General features: G+C 38.0%; 15 protein-coding genes. 12 read left to right on the top strand and 3 right to left on the bottom strand.

All coding sequences use genetic code 11. The features are described from left to right. Positions 1–151 precede the first annotated feature (151 nt). From JZO71_RS10105 to JZO71_RS10070, 8 genes are all read left to right on the top strand, one after another. A complete protein-coding gene (locus JZO71_RS10105; protein WP_206899372.1) occupies positions 152–1,453 on the top strand; it encodes an FAD-dependent oxidoreductase in 1,302 nt (433 codons plus the stop codon). Next, positions 1,443–2,903, top strand: a complete 1,461-nt coding sequence (locus tag JZO71_RS10100) for a helix-turn-helix domain-containing protein (RefSeq protein ID WP_206899371.1) — start codon at positions 1,443–1,445, stop codon at positions 2,901–2,903. The genes JZO71_RS10105 and JZO71_RS10100 overlap by 11 nt, the downstream gene beginning before the upstream one ends. Positions 2,904–3,051: 148 nt before the next feature. Continuing rightward, positions 3,052–4,548 carry a glycerol kinase GlpK gene (gene glpK / locus JZO71_RS10095; RefSeq protein WP_206899370.1) on the top strand — a complete coding sequence of 499 codons (1,497 nt, stop codon included), beginning with the start codon at positions 3,052–3,054 and terminating at the stop codon, positions 4,546–4,548. Positions 4,549–4,561: 13 nt separating this feature from the next. Beyond that, complete coding sequence (gene glpO / locus JZO71_RS10090; RefSeq protein WP_206899369.1) at positions 4,562–6,394, top strand: type 1 glycerol-3-phosphate oxidase; 1,833 nt, start codon at positions 4,562–4,564, stop codon at positions 6,392–6,394. Next, positions 6,391–7,107 carry an MIP/aquaporin family protein gene (locus JZO71_RS10085; protein WP_206899368.1) on the top strand — a complete coding sequence of 239 codons (717 nt, stop codon included), beginning with the start codon at positions 6,391–6,393 and terminating at the stop codon, positions 7,105–7,107. Before glpO ends, JZO71_RS10085 begins: the two co-directional genes overlap by 4 nt. 148 nt (positions 7,108–7,255) lie before the next feature. After that, positions 7,256–8,125, top strand: coding sequence for a VOC family protein (locus JZO71_RS10080; protein WP_206899367.1), 870 nt, complete (start codon positions 7,256–7,258; stop codon positions 8,123–8,125). Between the two features lie 391 nt (positions 8,126–8,516). Beyond that, complete coding sequence (locus tag JZO71_RS10075) at positions 8,517–10,442, top strand: endonuclease MutS2 (RefSeq protein ID WP_206899366.1); 1,926 nt, start codon at positions 8,517–8,519, stop codon at positions 10,440–10,442. Between the two features lie 85 nt (positions 10,443–10,527). Then, on the top strand, positions 10,528–11,091 hold the full coding sequence (locus JZO71_RS10070; protein WP_206899365.1) for a CDP-alcohol phosphatidyltransferase family protein: 564 nt from the start codon (positions 10,528–10,530) through the stop codon (positions 11,089–11,091). Between the two features lie 67 nt (positions 11,092–11,158). Here JZO71_RS10070 and JZO71_RS10065 read toward each other — a convergent pair whose 3' ends face one another. After that, entirely contained in the window at positions 11,159–11,395 is a 237-nt protein-coding gene (locus tag JZO71_RS10065; protein WP_206899537.1) for a metal-sensitive transcriptional regulator, read from the bottom strand. A 204-nt stretch (positions 11,396–11,599) separates the two neighbouring features. On the opposite strand from JZO71_RS10065, the gene JZO71_RS10060 reads away from it, so the two are divergent. From JZO71_RS10060 to JZO71_RS10045, 4 genes are all read left to right on the top strand, one after another. Further along, positions 11,600–11,914 (top strand): rhodanese-like domain-containing protein, encoded by a 315-nt coding sequence (locus JZO71_RS10060; RefSeq protein ID WP_206899364.1) that lies wholly within the window; start codon positions 11,600–11,602, stop codon positions 11,912–11,914. A gap of 1 nt (position 11,915) precedes the next feature. Continuing rightward, on the top strand, positions 11,916–13,565 hold the full coding sequence (locus tag JZO71_RS10055) for an FAD-dependent oxidoreductase (protein ID WP_206899363.1): 1,650 nt from the start codon (positions 11,916–11,918) through the stop codon (positions 13,563–13,565). Then, on the top strand, positions 13,558–13,854 hold the full coding sequence (locus JZO71_RS10050) for a rhodanese-like domain-containing protein (protein WP_206899362.1): 297 nt from the start codon (positions 13,558–13,560) through the stop codon (positions 13,852–13,854). Before JZO71_RS10055 ends, JZO71_RS10050 begins: the two co-directional genes overlap by 8 nt. Positions 13,855–14,075: 221 nt before the next feature. Continuing rightward, the gene (locus JZO71_RS10045) at positions 14,076–14,921 is read left to right on the top strand and encodes an LPXTG cell wall anchor domain-containing protein (protein ID WP_206899361.1); all 846 of its coding nucleotides are present in this window, start codon (positions 14,076–14,078) and stop codon (positions 14,919–14,921) included. 155 nt (positions 14,922–15,076) lie between these two features. Here the strand turns inward: JZO71_RS10045 and JZO71_RS12500 are convergent, their stop codons facing one another. Next, on the bottom strand, positions 15,077–15,196 hold the full coding sequence (locus tag JZO71_RS12500; RefSeq protein WP_242590566.1) for a putative holin-like toxin: 120 nt from the start codon (positions 15,194–15,196) through the stop codon (positions 15,077–15,079). Positions 15,197–15,465: 269 nt separating this feature from the next. Further along, positions 15,466–15,786: a putative heavy metal-binding protein gene (locus JZO71_RS10035; protein WP_206899360.1), complete on the bottom strand. Its 321-nt coding sequence runs from the start codon at positions 15,784–15,786 to the stop codon at positions 15,466–15,468. Between the last annotated feature and the right edge of the window lie 82 nt (positions 15,787–15,868).

The raw sequence follows: 15,868 nt of genomic DNA, 5'->3' as shown, positions 1-15,868 counted from the left end.
GAGAACGATTCATCCGAGAGGGTGAAGGATTCTTTTTACTGAGTTTTTTTGTTGTTTTAAAGAAAAATATCGTTAAGAAGAGTGATATTTTTGAAACATTTTGACTGAAATGCTATTCTGCAAATAGGAAGATCAGAAAAGGAGAACATAGATGAAGATTGTGATCATTGGTGGTTCATTCGCAGGAATCCACGCAGCCCAATTACTTAACGAAGCTTGTCCAAAAGCAGAAATTTATTTGATCGAAAAACAAAATGAAATCGGTTTTATCCCAAGTAGCTTTCATCTGCTTTTGACGCAACAAATCATTGATAAAAAACAAAGTCATTGGATAACAAAAGAAAGACTTGAAAAAACGAGTCGAATCAATGTATTGACACAAAAGTCAGCGATTGGATTAGTTGAAAACGAAGTGTTATTAGACAACGGTGAAAGGTTACCTTTTGACCAATTGATTATTGCGACGGGTTCCGCGCAAAGTTTTAGACGATTGGAAGAGCCAAAAGCACAGTATATTTATTCCGTTAAGAGTGGAACCAATTTTACTGAGTTGGAAGCAGTGCTCGCAAAAGCGGATAAAGTAGCAGTTGTTGGGGCAGGACAAGTAGGTGTGGAACTAGCAGAAGACTTAATAACTTTAGGGAAAAAAGTTGACCTTTATGAAAGCCGAAACCAGATTTTGTTTCGTTATCTTGATGAACAAATGACAGAGCCAATCCTGAACGAAATGACCAAAAGCGGCATACAACTTTTCTTGAACGAACAAGTCCAAGTTTTAGCCGATAAAAATGGTGCTATTTTAGAGTCTGAAAAACGCAAAGCCTATTATGATTTGGTTTTATTAGCTAATCATACACGACCAGATAACAGCTTATGGGCAGAGACTATCAAGCTGAATGATGATGGAACAATTTGGGTGAACGACTATTTGCAAACTTCACGAAAAGATGTGTATGCCATTGGAGATGCTATCCAAGTAACCTTTCGACCAACACAAGAAAAAATGTATGTTTCGCTAGTAAATAATGCTATTCGAACAGCTCAAGTAGTGAGTCAAACAATCAGTGGGGAACCGACGAAAGATATTGGTACCTATCGTCCAGTTGGTAATAAATGGTTTGGACATTTCGTTGGTAGCGTAGGTTTGACCGAAAGTGAACACTTTTTTTATACAAGAAAAGTTCGGAAAATCAATCAAGAACATCGTGTTTCACTTACGAATAATGAAAAGATTTACCTCCAGTTATTAGTTGATCAGGAAACAGATCAATTGATTGGTGCACAACTCCAAAGTAAGTCATCGGTTTTTCGATTATTGGATCTATTGACGATTGCGATTGAACAGCAGTGGACGTTGCAGCAATTGGGAGCGCATGAGTTATTTTTCCAACCAGAATACCGAACTCCAGAAACGATTTTAACAGAGATGAGTGGGTCTTCTTATGAGGGTTGAAGAATTACTAGAAAAGAAGGAACAACTACAAGTAACAATTTTACGTCAATTAGTCTTGCGAGGTGGGCAAGCCTCCTTGAATGATCTACGTCATGAGGTGGATTTGTCCAAGTCATCCTTTGATTCTTACTTGGAAGAAATTGAATTGATTGGTTTGAGTATGCAAAAAAAGGTAGAAGTTGTTCGAACTGATTATCAAGTAATCTTGTCTTTGGATGAAACAGTAAGTTTGGAACAAATCGTATTGCACCTTTTAAAAGATAGCTTGAAATATAAATTACTGACATATTTATTGGAACATCAACAGGCTTCGATCGTTCAATTAGCAACGGCTTTTTCTATCAGTGAATCGTCTGTTTTTCGGAAGATCAAAGAATTGAATCGATTACTGAAAGAGTTCGGAATCCAGATAAAAAATGGTCAACTTTACGGAGAAGAACTCCAAGTACGGTACTTTTATTACGAATTATTCCAATTTATTCCTGAAGAACAACGTCCACTTTATCTCCAAAATACACCAGATAAAAAGACGATTATCTTAGGACTAGAAAATGTGTTAGAAACAACTTTTTCTACCTTTTCGACTGCTCAATTCGCTTGTTGGGTGGGAATCACGAAGAAGCGATTAGTGAGCGAAAAAACGACTTTTTCAACTTTACGGGAAAAGAAACAGCTGTATCAAGAAGATCGGCTGTATCAAACAATCGACTCTATCTTGATTTTATATTTGAGTCGTTTAGCAGCAGATCTAAGTGCATACGAAACGCTGATGTTTTATAGTTTTTTTGTTTCCTTCTCTATTTTAGAAGAGGAAACATTTTATCAGTATGAGTTGACTCGAAGCAAAAAATTGCCAACGGCGGTTTTGGATACATATATTCGAGAAACGATGTTATGGCATTATCGTCCAAGGCGACTAAAAATCAGTGAAGAAAAAGCTGTCGGGTATCAACTCTCGCAAATCAACAATGAGTTATATTTTTTTTATGGTAAATTAACGATTTATGATCGTAAGCACTTGCTTGAACAACAGAAAAAAATGCTTGGTCATTCGTTGAGCAAGTTATTGGAACAACTAAAAGAAACAGCTATCAAGCAGCTACCTACGAAAAAATTTGATGTTCAAACATTGGATAATTTAATGATTCTATATGCTAGTGTTCTGATGATGATCGATTTTTACATTGCGAAACTAGTGGTTATCGGGATTGATTTGACAACTTTACCGATTTATCGCATTGCTTTCCAGCAATTTTTATTGCGCGAGCTTAAGGGAATTAGCGGTGTACAAGTAGAATCATATCAGGAAGGAAAAAAATATGATCTTATCATAACGTTTAATCAAATTAACAAAGAAGAAAATCGTTATTATCTTTCTGAATTTGCTTCTAGTTATGATATTGTGCGATTGAAAAAACAAATTGAACGCTACAAAAAAGAAAAAAATTAATATCTTTAAAAGTTAGATGTATCAAGGGATTGAAAGAAAACTGTCAAAAATAATTCAAAAAACTCAATTTTTGGCAGTTTCTTTTTTTAAATACATTGTATGATTAGTTCAGTTAAAGAAAGCGTTTGCAAAAAATGGAGGGATAACAATGACAGAATCAACTTACATTATGGCCATTGATCAAGGAACAACGAGCTCACGAGCGATCATCTTTGACAAAAAAGGAAGACACATCGGCAGTTCGCAAAAAGAGTTTACTCAACATTTTCCTCAAGATGGTTGGGTCGAGCACGATGCAAATGAAATTTGGAACTCAGTTCAATCAGTTATTGCAGGAGCATTTATTGAATCCGGGATTAAACCCAATCAAATCGCTGGGATTGGTATTACAAATCAACGCGAAACGACAGTTATTTGGGAAAAAGATACGGGACGACCAATCTACCACGCAATCGTTTGGCAATCTCGTCAATCAGCGGATATTGCGAATCAATTGAAAGAAGAAGGCTATCAAAAATTTTTCCATGAAAAAACAGGATTAGTGATTGATGCGTACTTCTCAGCTACTAAAATTCGCTGGATTTTAGATCATGTGGAGGGTGCGCAAGAGCGTGCAGAAAAAGGCGAATTACTTTTTGGAACGATTGATTCATGGTTGGTTTGGAAGTTGACAGATGGACAAGCACATGTAACAGATTATTCCAATGCTAGCAGAACGATGTTGTTCAATATTCATAATTTAGAATGGGATCAAGAAATTCTTGATTTACTGAATATTCCTCGTGCAATGTTGCCAAAAGCAACGTCTAATTCAGAAGTTTATGGTCATACACAAGGCTATCATTTTTATGGTAGTGAAGCGCCAATTTCAGGAATGGCAGGCGACCAACAAGCAGCATTATTTGGTCAGATGGCATTTGAACCCGGCATGGTAAAAAACACGTATGGTACAGGTTCATTTATTGTCATGAACACGGGTGAAACACCGCAATTATCAAAAAATAATTTATTAACCACGATTGGTTATGGCATCAATGGCAAAGTGTACTATGCCTTAGAAGGAAGTATTTTTGTGGCAGGTTCTTCGATTCAATGGCTGCGTGATGGATTACAGATGATGCAAAAAGCAAGTGACTCAGAGGAAGCAGCAAGACGTTCAACAAGTGATGATGAAGTCTATGTTGTTCCAGCATTTGTAGGATTAGGCGCACCTTATTGGGATCAAGCAGCACGTGGAGCAATGTTTGGGATTACTCGGGGAACGACGAAAGAAGATATCATTAAAGCAACGTTACAAGGAATTGCTTACCAAGTGCGTGACATCATTGAAACCATGCAGGCAGATACGGGCATTCAAATTCCGGTATTAAAAGTAGATGGCGGAGCTGCTAACAATGAGTATTTAATGCAATTCCAAACAGATATTTTGAATACACCAATCCAACGAGCTGAAAACTTGGAAACAACTGCTTTAGGAGCAGCTTTCTTGGCAGGTTTAGCAGTAGGTTATTGGAAAGATATGGATGAAATTCGTGAATTTTACGAAGCTGGGAAAATGTTTGAGGTTCAAATGGAAGAACAAAGACGTGAGAAACTTTACAGTGGTTGGAAAAAAGCTGTAGAAGCAACACGCGTATTTGAATAAGGGAGGAAAAACCATGTTCTCAAAGAAAACACGACAAGCAAGTATTCAAGCAATGCAAAAAGAAGAGTTAGATTTACTCATCATTGGTGGTGGGATTACTGGTGCTGGGGTAGCAGTACAAGCTGCTGCGTCTGGCATGAAGACTGGCTTGATCGAAATGCAAGATTTTGCTGAAGGCACTTCTTCACGTTCAACTAAGCTAGTCCACGGTGGAATTCGTTATTTGAAAAATTTTGACGTTGAAGTTGTAGCGGATACGGTTACTGAGCGTGCAGTGGTCCAACAGGTTGCGCCACACATTCCTAAACCAGATCCAATGCTACTACCTATTTATGAAGATGAAGGTGCAACGACCTTCAACATGTTTTCTGTCAAAATTGCTATGGATTTATACGATCGTTTGGCTAATGTGATTGGGACAAAGTATGAAAATTATACATTGACACCAGATGAAGTTTTAGAGCGTGAACCATTTTTAAAAAAAGAAGGGCTACTAGGTGCAGGTGTTTACCTTGATTTCCGTAACAATGATTCACGTTTGGTGATTGATAATATCAAAAAAGCAGCTGAAGATGGTGCTTACTTGGTAAGTAAAATGAAAGCGGTTGGCTTTTTGTATGAAGGAAATCAAATCGTTGGCGTTAAAGCAAGAGATTTATTAACTGACGAAGTAGTTGAAATCAAAGCAAAAGTTGTAATCAATACAAGTGGGCCTTGGGTCGACAAAGTTCGTAATATGAATTTCTCTCGGGCAGTTGTGCCGAAAATGCGTCCGACAAAAGGGATTCATCTAGTAGTCGATAGCAAGAAATTACCAGTTCCACAACCAACCTATTTTGATACGGGTAAGCAAGATGGACGTATGGTTTTTGCTATCCCTCGTGAAAACAAGACGTATTTTGGAACAACAGATACGGATTATCAAGGCGAATATACGGATCCAAAAGTAACACAAGAAGATGTGGACTATCTTTTAGATGTTATCAACCATCGTTATCCAGAAGCAAATATTACGTTAGATGATATTGAGTCAAGCTGGGCAGGATTACGTCCATTGTTAATTGGAAATTCTGGTTCAGATTACAATGGTGGCGATAATGGTTCGATCTCAGATAAAAGTTTTAATCAAGTAATTGATGCAGTAACTCAATTTAAAGAAAATCAAGTTTCTCGAATTGAAGTAGAAGACGTTTTGAATCATTTAGAAAATAGTCGTGGTGAAAAAGATTTAGCACCATCTGCCATTTCTCGAGGAAGTTCTCTTGAAATCGAACCAGATGGATTAGTAACTTTATCTGGTGGAAAAATCACCGATTACCGCAAAATGTCTGAAGGGGCATTGACTTTGATACGCCAACTATTACAAGAAAAATATGACTTAACTTTCAAAGAAATTGATTCAAAAACGTATGCTATTTCTGGTGGCGATTTTGATCCAACAAAACTAGAAGAAACGGTTGAAGAATTAGCAAAAGTCGGTGTGGAAGCTGGCTTGTCTGAAGAAGATGCACGTTATATCGCTGATTTTTATGGGACGAATGCTAAACAAATCTTTGGATTAGCTAAAGAAATGACACCATATCCCGGCTTGAGTTTGGCAGAATCTGCTCGGCTACGTTACGGTCTAGAAAATGAAATGGTCTTAACACCAGGTGATTACTTCATCCGTCGAACAAATCATATGTTGTTTGAACGCGATCAGTTGGATGAATTAAAACAACCTGTGATTGACGCAATGGCTACTTATTTCAACTGGTCTCAAGAAGAAAAAGAACAAGAAACAAGTCGCTTCAATCAATTGGTCGATGAGTCAGATTTACGTGAATTAAAGGAGGAAAATAAATGAGCGCAGAAATGACCCAAATCATGGGAGAGTTTATTGGTACGTTGATTTTAGTATTACTTGGTGATGGTGTCTGTGCAGCGGTTAACTTAAATAAGAGTAAAGCGCAAGCATCTGGTTGGATCGTCATTGCTTTAGGCTGGGGGATGGCAGTAACGATGGCTGTTTACATTTCGGGATTTATGGGACCCGCTCACTTGAACCCCGCAGTTAGTATTGCAATGGCGATGACCGGTGCAATTGGTTGGAACCTTGTTTTCCCATTCATTATTGCCCAAATGCTAGGTGCATTTCTTGGTGCAGTATTAGTATGGCTTTCTTACTTACCACATTGGGAAGCAACGAAAGATCAAGGAGCTATTTTGGGAACGTTTGCCACTGGGCCAGCAATTAGAAATTATCCTGCAAACTTTATCACTGAATTGATTGGTACGTTTGTTTTAGTTTTAGGTCTGCTAGCATTTGGTGAAAATGCATTTGCTGATGGAACAAATGTATTTGCTGTTGGGGGCTTGATTTTAGCAATTGGTCTATCCCTTGGTGGTCCTACGGGATATGCCATTAACCCAGCACGTGACTTAGGTCCGCGTATTGCTCATGCGGTGTTGCCGATTGGGAATAAAGGAACGTCGGACTGGGCGTATTCTTGGGTACCAGTTCTTGGACCAGTTGTTGGTGCCATCGTAGCTGTCGGTGTCTTTTCATTGATGGTTTGATAATTAACCAAATTAAATCGTGAATCTTTAAGTGTGGGGTGAAAATTGGCCTCACACTTTTTTTGGCGAATAAGCATTTTATTTCAACTTACAAAAAGTAAGCTGTATACTGGATGTAATCAAATAAATAGAAAATGAGGATAAAGCGATGGCGATTTTAATACCAGATTTTCAATTAACAGCTACAGCACACATCGGAGTAGTCGCATTAAATGTTTCAAACTTAGTAAAAATGACTGATTTTTATGAACGTGTCATTGGATTGACGTTACTTGAATCAACAGAAAACCAAAGTCTTTTAGGCGTGGAAAATCAAGTGTTGTTGATTTTAACCAAAATCGAAAATCCATTACCAGTTACTCGGAAAACTGGGTTATATCATGTCGCATTTTTATTACCAACGCGAGAAGCATTGGGAGATGCTTTACTTCACTATTTACAAGTTAAAGCGCCGATTGCTGGTGCTAGTGATCATGGGTATAGCGAAGCACTGTATTTAACCGATCCAGAAGGAAATGGCATCGAAGTTTATCGAGACAAGCCGATGAGCGATTGGCAAATCAAAGAAGACGGCGAAATCGTCGGAGTAACCGAAGAATTGGATGGCGATGGCGTACTAGAATCAGCTAGTCGCCATTGGCACGGATTTCCTAAGGGAACGATTGTAGGTCATGTTCATTTAAAAGTCAGAGATTTAGACCAAACACAAACATTTTTTACAGAAGTGCTTGGATTGAGTTTGAAAAATGATTTTGGTAACCAAGCAAAATTTTTTGCGGCTGGTTCTTATCATCACCATATTGGTAGCAATATTTGGTTAGGTACACATATTCCAGCGATGGCGCCCAATGATCTTGGCTTGAATTACTATACGTTTGAAGTACCGCTAGCTGAATTAACTCGTTTAGAAGAACATTGGGGAACAAAAGCAATCGACTATGAAAAAAATGAAGAAGGACAACTGATCCTCTTTGATCCAAATGGAATCCAAGTCAGAATCACTGGCAGAAAACCATAAATTGAGGCATAAAATTGACAAACGAAAATCTCCTTGCTATATTTAAATAGAAAATAAATAAACCTAGATGAATGGGGAATTTTTGTGAGTGTAGCAGGTATCTAATTAGTAAGTTGAATAACCAATGAACCAATAGAGGTTTATTTGGCGTGCTTATGAGTGATACCTGTCAGAAGAACATACTTTTTGACCTTTTAAGGATGGGACACAACTTTTAAGCTGTGTTGCGTCCTTTTTTTGTACGGAAAAAGACGTAACAAGCGATTGTGGTCTGTGTTATTTCATCGCACTTTAAAATAGGCTTAAGATGAGTGTTTGTTTTTTACAATGAAATGTTTCTAGGGATTTATTTATTTTAGGACGGGTATCTCTTCGTAGAAAAGGAGAGAATATGAATAATCAAATGATTGAAAAACTACAATTTAATGAAATCAAAGAAGAAGTAAAAAAACGTGCGATTGGGCAATACACCAAGGAGCGAATTGAACAAACAACTGTTCAAACAAATTTGCAAACTGTTCAGATTTGGCAAGTGGAAACGAAAGAAGCACGGACGATTTTAGAAAGTAACCAACACGTACCATTTATGGGGCTTAGTCGAATTGGTCATTTAACAGAGCAAGTGAAGAAAGGGTTGATTTTAACACCTGCAGACTTGATTGAGTATGCTGATTTTTTGAGAAGTAGTCGAATGATTACGAAGTTTTTTGAGAAAAATCAATACCAAACACCCACTTTACATGCGTATACCAGTCATTTGCCAGACTTATTGGCAGTGGAAGAAATGATTTATCAAAAAATCACGAACCAACAAGTGAGTGATGATGCCTCACGAAACTTACGAAAAGTACGAAAACACCTGCAGAATTTAGAGAAAGAAATTCAAGAACGTTTACTAAAAATTTTACGCCATCCAAATCATAAAGAAATGATCCAAGAGGCGATGATCGTTCAAAAGGGTGAGCATTACACGATTCCGATCAAGGCAAGCTATAAAAATAAATTTTCAGGAACGATTATTGAACAATCAAATAAAGGAACGACTGTTTTTATGGAGCCAGCGGTTATCGCTAAGTCAAATGAGCAATACCAATTGCTAAAAGCAGAAGAAATTGCGGAAGAATACCAAGTGTTAGCTGAATTAACTGGGTTGCTAGCAGAAGAAGAACAAGCAATCAGTTTGATTATTGAAACGATTACAGCGTTAGATATCATTTTCGCTCGTGCAAAGTATAGCCGTGAATTACAAGGTGTCACGCCACAAATCAATAAATCAGAAAGAATTTCAATCAAGCAAGGAAAGCATCCTTTCTTAGCTGAACATGCAGTACCGTTAGATTTTGACTTAGGAATTGATTATCGTGGATTGGTGATTACAGGTGCGAACGCTGGTGGGAAAACAGTTGTATTGAAAACAGTAGGATTATTTACATTAATGGCGATGTTCGGCTTGCAAGTCCCAGCACAAGAAGGTACAGAACTTGCTATTTTTGACGAATTATTTGTAGACATTGGCGATCAACAAAACTTAGAAAATGCCTTGAGTACATTCTCTGGTCATATGCAAAATATTGCAGAAATTTTAAAAAAGGTGAACAGAAATACGTTAGTTTTGCTTGATGAAATTGGTAGTGGAACAGAGCCTAATGAAGGCGCGGCGTTGGCTGTTGCAATCATGGAAACGATGTATGAGAAAGGTGCCTTGCTTGTTGCAACGACTCATTATGGCGAAATCAAGAAGTTTGCTAAGGAGCATGAAGATTTTATCCCTGCAGCAATGGCATTTGATAGAGACGCTTTACAACCAAAATACTTGTTACAAGTAGGTGAAACAGGTGATAGTCAAGCGTTGTGGATTGCGAAAAAAATGAAAATGTCTTCCACGCTGATTGACCAAGCGCAAAAATATATCCAACAAAAAACGTATCAAACTGAGAAAAAAGATTTTGCTGAACTAGGCTCAAAAGTAGGATCTAACGCGACTGACTTTGTTAAACAACGTTTTGAAAAAGGAGACCGTGTATGGTTAACTGAATATCAAAAAGAGGGGCTAGTATTTGAAGACGATGGCTCAGAAAGAGTAGTGATTTACTTGAACAATGAAAAATTAACAGTTCTTCGTCAACGCGTACAGTTCAGACGAAGTGCAAGTGAATTGTACCCTGAAGGATACGATCTAGATAGCCTATTTGTAGACTTTAAAATAAGAAAAAAACAACGTGATTTAGAAAGAGGATCGAAAAAGGCGCATAAAGAGTTGCTGAAAGAAATGCGTACACGACAACATCAAAAGAAAAAAGAACCCGATATTCACTAAAGGAGACAACCTGCTATGGTAGTGTTTTCGGGTGGCTTAAGTTAAAATAAAATGGAATAGGTTTTGAGAAAGGGGTTGTTGGTAGATGAAAATTACGCAAAATTGGCGAGAAGAAATCAAAACAATTCCCAATGGGCTTTCGCTTTTTCGGATCGTTTTGTTGCCAGTATATGTTTATTTTGTTTGGCAACATGCCTTTTATTTGGCAGGAATAGTGATTGCTGTCTCAGGACTAACTGATTTTTTAGATGGCTATATCGCGCGTCGTTTTAACCAAATTACCGATTTAGGAAAATTGTTGGATCCTTTATCTGACAAACTTACACAATTTGTGTTGATTTTATCAATGGCATGGTATCGACCATGGATCTGGCTATTGTTAGGATTATTTGTAATAAAAGAGGGCTTTATGCTGGTTGCAGGGATAATTGGGCTGAAACATAAAGTAAAATTAAGTGGAGCCAAATGGTATGGAAAATTGGCAACAGCAGTGATTTACCTAGGTATGGTGATTTTATTAGTCTTTCCTCAATTGGCAGAAACTTGGGTAAGAGTAATTTTCAGCGTGATTGCCCTATGTTTGATGCTATCATTTGTTCTATATGCGTTAGAGTATCGGAACATGTTGCGTTCAACTAAACTTAACTAGCTTGTTTCTCAAAAGGCTGTGACAATATTTTGTCACAGCCTTTTTTGTGGAAAAGAGTCAATGATCTTTATTTTTTGATAATCATATTGATTGCTTGTTCTAATTTTTTTGCTTGTTCTTCAGGGTTGGTTTCGGGGTTTTCAAAACAATTTTTAAGATTGTCAGCAACAATCATTCCCATTACTCGATCAATACTTGAACGGACGGCGGTTAACTGAGTGATGACGTCAATGCACTCTTGTTCATTTTCAATCATTTTTTGAATACCGCGGATTTGTCCTTCAGTCCGTTTCAGACGATTCATGATTTTTTTGGTTTCTTTGGCTTCTTTTTCCAATACGACGTCCTCCTTTGATACTAATAAATGAAATATACCTCAGGTAGGTATTTTTTGCAAATAAAAATCTTTTTTTCAGAGTAACAAAATTATTTCTCTTGACAGTTTTGAAATACTTCTGTTAAATATACCCCATGAGGTATATTTCAAAAGACGAAAAGAGGGAAAGCAATGTTTTCATTTTTTAAGGTCATTCCGACAATCACTACACAAGAATTAGCTGAAAAATTACCAACTAATCCTAAAATTGTTGATGTTCGGACAAGTTCTGAATACCGAGGGGGGCATATTCAACAAGCTCAGAATCTTCCTTTAGCCCGAATCAATCATTATCATGGGAATCAAGAAGAAACCATTTACGTGATTTGTCAATCTGGTATGCGGAGTAAACAAGCTGTTAAGAAGTTGAGAAAAGCGGGCTATCCTGCGGTGAATGTTCGTGGTGGTATGAATCAATGGCGTGGAACGAAAGTGAGAGGGAAATAAAATGAAGATTATTATTATTGGTGGTGTAGCTGGTGGGATGTCTGCTGCTACGAGATTACGACGTTTGATGGAAGATGCGGAGATTATCGTATTTGAAAAGGGACCATTTGTTTCGTTTGCAAACTGTGGACTGCCCTACTTTGTTTCAGGAGAAATTGATGAGCGGGAAAAATTATTAGTTCAAACACCGGAAGCATTGGCTGCTCGTTTTCGCTTAGATGTTCGACCAAACCATGAAGTAGTGAATATTTCTCCAGAAGAGAAGCAGATCGAAGTGGTAGGGAATGGGCAAAAAGAAATAGTTGCATATGATGTACTGATTTTATCACCAGGGGCAAAACCATTTGTTCCTAATATTTCGGGGATTTCGGCCGCAGAAAATGTTTTTTCAATTAGAAATGTACCTGATATTGACCGAGTCATGCACGCGTTGAAAGCAAAACCTCAAAACGCGGTTGTTGTTGGCGCAGGTTTCATCGGTTTAGAGATGGCAGAAAATTTACAAAAGAGCGGGTTGCAAGTCACGGTTGTGGAGCAAGCACCACACGTCTTACCGACCCTTGACGAAGAGATGGCTGTCTATGTTCAACAAGAGCTAGTCAAACAAGGTGTAGAGGTCTTGACGAGTCAATCAGTCGTGGGATTTGAAGAAAAGGGGAAAAAACTTCGTTTAGCAAATGGTGAAACGTTGATTTCTGATTTGACGATTTTATCAGTTGGTGTTCAACCAGAAAGTACGTTAGCTGAAAATGCTGGATTAAAATTGGGCTTACGTGGCGGGATTGTTGTGAATGAAAACTATCAAACAAGCAACCCTGCAATTTATGCTGTGGGTGATGCAATTGTAGTCAAACAGCAAATCACTGGTGAAGATGCACTGATTTCATTGGCTTCTCCAGCCAATCGTCAAGGGCGCCAAGTTGCTGATGTTATTGCTGGATTACCGAGAACGAATCAAGGAAGTATTGGAACAGCAATTGTGCGAACATTTGATTTGGCCGCAGGTTCAACTGGGTTGAGTGAAAAAAGTGCGAAAGCAGCTGGGTTGCCAGTACAAGTGACACATGTGCTTGGAAAAAGTCACGCTTCTTACTATCCGGGAGCAACTGAGTTGTTGTTAAAATTAATTTTTAATCCAATGACGGGTGAGATTTACGGTGCTCAAGGCGTAGGAGCTGCAGGAGTTGACAAACGTTTAGACATTTTGGCAACAGCAATCAAAGGACAGCTGACGATTTTTGAATTGCCTGAATTAGAATTCACGTACGCTCCACCATTCGGTTCGGCAAAAGATCCAGTGAATTTATTGGGCTATGCGGCGATGAACATCGCGGAAGGAGTGAGTGAAACTATTCAGTGGCACGAACTTGCAACGGAATTAGAAAACGGGAAAATCCTTTTAGATGTGCGCAACGAGAATGAGCTAGCTAACGGGAAATTTAAAGAAGCGATCAATATTCCACTAAATGATTTACGCGAGCGTTTAGGTGAGTTGGACCAAGGCAAAGAATACATTGTGAGTTGCCATAGTGGGTTGCGTAGTTATCTTGCAGAGCGTATTTTGAAACAAGCAGGCTTTAAAGTGAAAAATTTAGACGGTGCATTTGCACTGTATAAAATGGTGTTACCAGAGGAGATTAGTTATGTATAGAAGTATTGGTCCAGCAGAATTTTATCAAGAAACAAAAAAGAAAAGTGTACCTATTATTGATGTCCGTGAATCGGTAGAGTATCAAATGGGGCATGTGCCAAATGCAGAATCGTTTCCGCTAAGTGAGCTAGAATCGGCTAGCTCACAGTTGACCAAAGAGAAGACGTATTATGTTATCTGTCAATCAGGTGGACGTTCAGCAACTGCTTGTCATTGGTTAGCTTCACAAGGCTTTGATGTCATTAATGTAATGGGTGGAACTTCCGCTTGGCCAGATCGTTTAGTTTAGATAGAGCTGAATGACAGAATTTAGTACCTTTTTTCTCTAGCAAGTGAGTTCAGTAGGCAACTTCAATAAGTGATTTAAAGAAACAATTAGCTTGTAGTTTTAGAAAGTGGATGGCTAGTAGCTTCGTTTTATTAGACAAATTCCATAGAGTGTTTATGTTTCTTTTTCTTGATTTGTTTTATACTAAAACGAATATTGAAGAATAAGGACGGGATCCAGACATGAAGAAATTTGTTACAAGTCTAGCAGTGACCGTTACTGCTTCGGGATTGTTTTTTTTAGCACAACCAGTCTTAGCAGAAACAACGGGAATAACACAAACAACTAGCTCGACAAGTATCGAGGAAACAGTGGCAACGAGTGAGTCACAATCAGCACCACAACCAATTGAGTCAACAGAATCAACGATTACTTCTGATGCAAACGAAACGACGGCATCTTCAACACAGCGATTCGACCCTGATTGGTTTCAAAAGTTGGAAGAACGAAGAAAAGAAATCGAACAGTCTTTAGAGGATGCTAAGAATAAACTGAAAGAAAATCAAGAAACGATTCATCAAGATTTGTCTGAACTAAAAGAGAACGCACAAAAAAATCATGAACAATTAGAACAAAATTTAGCCAATGCACAAGAAATTGCTGATGCAACACAAAAAGATATTGATGGAAAAATTCAAAAAGCGAAAGAGATTCAAGAACAAATCCATGCATTGGGGACAGATACATCCACTGCTTTAACCAATACACAATCAGATATTGAAACAGCGAGTGCTGAAATTGATGCGAAAATTCAAGACGCACAAGCGGCAATTGAAGATGCAAAGGCAAAGAAAACAGATCTTGAGTCCAGTATCGGTCGAATCAAGTCCATTTTACACTCAGCTGGTTCTAACGTAGAGAACCAAGACGTTTATGCCGCTGATACGAAACAAAGTGTGGAACCTTTAGCAGCTAGCTCTACGGTAAAAGAGTTACCTAAAACGAACGACAAACAATCAATTGGGTTAGCTGTTTTAGGCTTCGGTTTGGTTAGTGTCACAGCTGTTTTAATGAAAAAAAGAGCCTGAACAGCTTCAGCTAGGTTAAGTAGGAAAAAATGTTTCTAGTGTTTCAAGCGAAAATATGCTAAAATAAATATAGAAAAAGGAGTTGCGTCAACAACTCCCTAACAGCACCGTTTAAGACGGTGACCAGTAATAATCTTAGAAAATAATCGTCCTGATTAGAGGAAGTAGACGGTTATTTTTTTGTCTTGGTTGACTACTGCTAGGATGCCAAAAATGATCGTTGCGATTAACGAATCGAAACCAATCATTCGCTCCAAAGCTGATTCAACAGACAAAAAGGCTTCTCCTCTCTCTGGATTTTGGAAGTATGCACATACGCATCCCCCCTCACTTTTAATTGGATAGCCATCGTCATAAACTCTACTGTCGTTTGTTAGTATACCATGTTCATCAGAAAAAAAACTTGACTTTAAAATAATCCTGGATGTTTTTTTATAGCGCATCCATTCATTTTTAGAAACAGAATAAAAGCATCGCTTTCTCAAAAATAGTAGTCCTTTTGAGAAGCGATGCTTTTGTTTCGTTCTAATCTGTGGAAAACTGTTTATCGAGTAGCTACAGCAGTTCCGCTACAAGTAACCATTAACATACCGTTGTCACTACCAAGAACCTCATAGTCCATTTTTACACCAATAATGGCGTTAGCACCAAGAGATTCAGCGCGACGTGCCATTTCAGCTAGCGCTTCTTCTCGAGCTTGTAATAGTTCGTCCTCGTAGCTTTTTGAGCGTCCACCAAATACGTTTCGTAATCCTGCACCGATATCTTTAAAAACATTGATACCAGTAATCACTTCACCAAAAACGATTCCTTTATAATCCTCGATCGTTGTTCCTTCAACACTATTTGTAGTTGTTGTAATCATATGATCACTCCTTTCATAGCAAAAGTATAACAAATTTTTTAATAAAGCGCTCTTTTTCAACTAAGGTGAGGATAAATTGAGT

The sequence above is a fragment of the Candidatus Enterococcus courvalinii genome, assembly GCF_017315945.1.
GTDB classification, from domain to species: domain Bacteria; phylum Bacillota; class Bacilli; order Lactobacillales; family Enterococcaceae; genus Enterococcus_B; species Enterococcus_B courvalinii.
The sequence above is the reverse complement of the archived record's forward strand: the minus strand, read 5'-3'. Positions and strand labels throughout refer to the sequence as shown.